The sequence below is a fragment of the Microcoleus sp. ARI1-B5 genome (assembly GCF_036705795.1).
Classification (GTDB): domain Bacteria; phylum Cyanobacteriota; class Cyanobacteriia; order Cyanobacteriales; family Microcoleaceae; genus Microcoleus.
The window spans coordinates 1-3,776 of the sequence record NZ_JAUBVK010000057.1; the positions used below are offsets into that span (position 1 = coordinate 1).

The window sequence follows — 3,776 nt, forward strand, 5'->3', positions numbered from 1 at the left end:
CCTTCGGCTGCAACGACTCCAGTACCTTCGGCTGCAACGACTCCAGTACCTTCGGCTGCAACGACTCCAGTACCTTCGGCTGCAACGACTCCAGTACCTTCGGCTGCAACGACTCCAGTACCTTCGGCTGCAACGACTCCAGTACCTTCGGCTGCAACGACTCCAGTACCTTCGGCTGCAACGACTCCAGTACCTTCGGCTGCAACGACTCCAGTACCTTCTGTAGCCGTTGCGCCTTCTGCTACTGCCCCCTGCCCCATACTAGGATTGAAGGGAGTTTCACCTGGAATTCTAGGAAACTCAACAGGACCTTCGTAGGGAAATGGAGGTGCTGTTGGTGTTCCTGTAACCCGTGGTAGCATCAAACCCGCAGCAACTGGTTGACTGCTGTTTAGCTGATTTTCGAGGGATGGGTTCGGGGTTTGGGGTTCGGGGTTCGAGGTTTGTTTAGTTTGGAAGGGTGCTTCTTCCTCTGGCATTGTCTCCCGTTGCAGGGTGCTGTTGCCCAACGCTTTGGTTTGGACTTCTTCCTCTTCCCCCCCAATCGGTTCTTCTGTTTCCGGTGCAGGCATCGTCATGACTTTATTTGCCATCGCGTCAGCTTCCTGTTCGTACTTATCCCCAGGTGCGCCGACTGAAAGCTTCGCCTGCACTCCTGCTGGACTTTGGGCTTCTACAGTTACCCTACTCCAGTCAACGTTACGGCGTTTTGCCTGCACTGAAGGCGTTTGCTTTGGCGCTGGCGCATCGTAAACTGGAGCGGTGAAAGGTCGCTGTGAGGATGAACTTTTTTGCACCGACATCGAAGAATTCGATCCAGATTTTTTCTGCGCCCATTGCCTGCTCATACGCCACCTCTTCTCCTAGTCTAAATCTGGGGAATTTACCTTAGTTTGGCATAACTGCTTCCACCAGAAGCTAACATAAAATAAATCTTAACTTGACGCGACAGCAAAAGTGTTATAACTAAAATCTTGGACTATTCTCAATAAGCTTATAAAAACCAGGTTGCCGTACTGTCAACTGTCAACTGTCAACTGTCAACTGCTTTCCCAGCCTTTAATTTCCGCGTCAGTTAGGGTTCTCTCCAACTTCACATACTCAGTCCGAGCCGCTATCGACAAGTGTTTCATCATCACTGGCTCCCCGGCATCTGCTGCCATAAAAGCTGCATTCAAGGCAATATTGCGGATATTTCCACCTGCTACATTTAACCGCGCTAATTTGACAAAATCCAACCCTTCTGTCGGCGTATTTTTGGGGAAAATTCGCTCCCAGATTTTAGCCCGATCTTTGGCATCTGGGAAAGTATACTTCACCACAAATCGAATTCTGCGCAAAAAAGCTGTATCCAAAGAATCTTTTAAATTCGTTGTCAAAATCGCTAAACCTTGGTAAGATTCCATGCGTTGCAGCAAATAGCTAACTTCCATATTGGCATAGCGATCGTGACTGTCTTTGACATCAGAACGTTTGCCAAATATCGCATCGGCTTCGTCAAATAACAAAATAGTTGCTCCAGCTTCGGCAGCATCGAAAACGCGGCGCAAATTCTTCTCAGTTTCGCCGATATATTTGCTAACTACAGAACTTAAGTCTATCCGGTAAAGATCCAGTTGCAATTCCCCAGCTAACACCTCTGATGACATAGTTTTTCCAGTCCCAGAAGTTCCGGCAAATAAGGCGCTAATTCCTAAACCTCGACCTCCTTTACTAGCAAATCCCCATTGTTCGTAAACTTTGGTGCGTTGTCTGACATGAGCGACAATTTCTCGCAAGGTTTGGCGCGCTGTTTCTGGTAATACTAAATCATCCCAAGTGGCGGCGGGTGAGATGCGTTGGGCTAAGTCATCTAACCGGGGACGAGATTGAGCGCGGCAGATGTTCCATAATTGATTTGAGATTGCAGCGGGCCGGTTAATTTCACTTGTTTGTTGGGCAGCAAGATTATCTGTAAAACCTGCTCCGACAATTTCTGAGTTTTGACCGCTCATTTCCTCACAAACAGCATAAATCGTGGGGGCGTTGAGGTTGAATTGTTCGACTAATACTTCTACTTGTCCGTTGAGAATAGGTGCGAGTTCTCCTAAAGCGTTTTGCCAGATTTGTTGTTGTTCTTGTTTGGTGGGCGGATGGATATCAAAGGTGATGAAAGGACGCTTGGCTGGTTTGCGCCGATCGCCCGTTGTTATAATTATTGGACTGGTGATATTGGCAATCATTTGAGCGATCGCGTTTTCTTTTTCCCCAGCTTCTGACTCCAAAACGTCGCAGTCTAATAACAAAGCTGATTTACTTAACTTCGCTTCTCTCTGCCACAGCAATATTAAGTTATTCAATTCGGCAGTAACTGTCGGAATTACCCTAGCAGATATCACGGCTAATTTCATCCCAGAGATTTCGCAGGCAGCGGAGGCGATCGCCACTTTAGATGCTACTTCATCGCCACATAATTGGACGATCGGTAATGAGTCAAGAGAAAAACTACTTTGCTGCTGCGTCCGGTTTTTCGACCACAGCACAGCTATTTGGGATGCTATTGTGGAGTGGGAGCCGCTTAATGACAGGCTGGGCGATCGCACCATTTCTCCACTAAGAGATACTGGCTCGATCGTACCTTTAAATGCTTCATCCAAACAATCTACTCCCATTAAATAGTGTAAAATTCGCTCGTTAATTCTCAACGCGCTACGGGTAATAGTTTTACCGCGCCCAACTTCAATCAACTGCCAGCGGCGTAACGGACGATCGGGAGAAATAGCATTCCAATGAGGTACAGCCAAAGCTGACATGGCCAGATTAAAAGTAGGATAATTTAGCTGCCCATCTCCCTGAGCATCGGCGCACAAAGCATCAAAGTTTTGCTGTAATTCCATGCCCGCACATAACAGCAGTACATCTCGCTCAAAATCCGATAAATTGAATCCAATTGTTAGTTCTTGTAATGCTGGTGGAGCGGGCATTGCTGACGCCACAGCCCTCAGTTCCAATCTAGCTTGTTCTACCTTTAACGAGGATAAGCAATTTTCCGGTTCAGCAATATAACTTGATAATATTTGCTCGATTAATGCGATCGATGCCATCAGGTATCTAATATTGGCATCCTGCCATTGACTGCTTTGTTTAACGTTCATTTCAGTATCTTTCGTACTTGTAGGTGAAAGCTCGATCGAAATGTCCGCTCGATCGACCGCAATAACTAAGTTTGTAGTGCGGACTTTAGTCCGCAGTTTCAGAGTACGCGCATTCCCTACTACAAACCGTCTCCCGCAGGTAATTGACCGAAAATAATATGTAAGTTTGGAGTTGAGTTGAGAAATCCACCCTATATTTCCGGAGAAATTAGCGTTAGGAGGATGTCACCCGATCGCAACTGAGGGACCAACATACCCATTATCCCCATCCACTTCGAGGGGATTCTCCGCACCATCAATCTGCACCCTTACCAAATATTCTCCCGCCTTTACATCCAAAATCGGAAACACCACCACTTTAGTATCCTCATCGCGGGGTTTGGCGGCAAAAATGTAACCCACCGGATTGTTATTCGATCGCTCGTTCAAAAATAATAGCGCCCGCTGCTGGCTGCCAACGGTTAAATCAACTTCCACCTGCAATTGGGCCTCATACAGATCTTCCTCTTTCTCCCATAAATCCAATACCTCTAGCTTTTCTTTATCGATCTGCGGACACAAGACAAACGGGATCGCGTTCGACGCTATCGTTCGATCGGGCTCTGACGCCATCGTTCGATCGGACTCTGACGCCATTGTTCG

Annotated in this window: 1 protein-coding gene and 2 pseudogenes; all 3 read right to left on the minus strand. The window is 47.2% G+C overall.

Annotated features, from left to right (window positions below; genetic code table 11):
- Positions 1 to 848: pseudogene (locus tag QUB63_RS34430) on the minus strand (hypothetical protein); the annotation flags it as partial.
- 192 nt (positions 849 to 1,040) lie between these two features.
- Complete coding sequence (locus QUB63_RS34435) at positions 1,041 to 3,134, minus strand: ATP-binding protein (RefSeq protein ID WP_332949879.1); 2,094 nt, start codon at positions 3,132 to 3,134, stop codon at positions 1,041 to 1,043.
- 225 nt (positions 3,135 to 3,359) lie between these two features.
- Positions 3,360 to 3,776 (minus strand): annotated as a pseudogene (locus tag QUB63_RS34440) (DUF4255 domain-containing protein); the annotation flags it as partial.